General features: G+C 60.6%; 2 protein-coding genes. Both read left to right on the forward strand.

Annotation, left to right across the window (positions count from 1 at the left end; all coding sequences use genetic code 11):
• A partial coding sequence (locus ABAC460_RS0125395) for a P2 family phage major capsid protein (protein ID WP_031237674.1) occupies nucleotides 1–402 on the forward strand: 402 nt, incomplete at its 5' end.
• 2 nt (nucleotides 403–404) lie between these two features.
• The coding region (gpM, locus tag ABAC460_RS47955; RefSeq protein ID WP_023456047.1) for a phage terminase small subunit at nucleotides 405–771 on the forward strand (367 nt) is incomplete at its 3' end.

The raw sequence follows: 771 nt of genomic DNA on the forward strand, positions 1-771 counted from the left end.
GGCAACCTGCCCGCTGTGCGCGTGCCGTACTTCCCGGCGGATGCGCTGCTGATTACGCGCATGGATAACCTGTCGATCTACTGGCAGGAAGACACACACCGCCGCCATATGGTGGAAAACGCCAAGCGCGATCGCATCGAAAACTATGAGTCCATCAACGAGGACTATGTGGTTGAGGATTACGCCTGCGGCTGTCTGGTGGAGAACATCGAGCTGTTGGCCGTCAAGCCGACCGAGCCAAAAACCAAGGCTGCACTGCTGAACTCTGATGATGACATTAAGGCGTTTGCCGGTGCCCTTGTTGAAGCCGTCAAAGTTGCCGCTGCGCCAGCGGAGCCTGTCACCGACGTGAAAGCCCCGGAGGAAGCACCGGCAGACGACAAAGCGAAAGGCGGTAAATAACCATGACCAGCCCTGCCCGCCGTCACCTTATGCGCCAGTCAGCGGCCCAGGCCGCGCAGCGGGAGAATGACCCGCTGCGCCACGCCAACGGCTATGAACGGATGATGCTTAAACTCAATGAAGATAAGCGAAAGCTCAAACAGGTGCGCTCACAAGAGCGTAAGGCCGAACTCAAGCGCCAACTGCTGCCGGACTATGCCCCCTGGGTTGCCGGTGTGCTGGCCGAAGGTCGTGGCGCGCAGGACGCCATTCTGATGACGGTCATGATCTGGCGTCTGGATGCCGGGGATATTCCCGGCGCGCTGGACATCGCCCGCTATGCGCTGCGCTATCAGCTGGCGCCGCCGGGCAATTTCGCACGCTCCACGC

Source organism: Asticcacaulis sp. AC460, from assembly GCF_000495795.1.
In the GTDB taxonomy this organism is placed as follows: domain Bacteria; phylum Pseudomonadota; class Alphaproteobacteria; order Caulobacterales; family Caulobacteraceae; genus Asticcacaulis.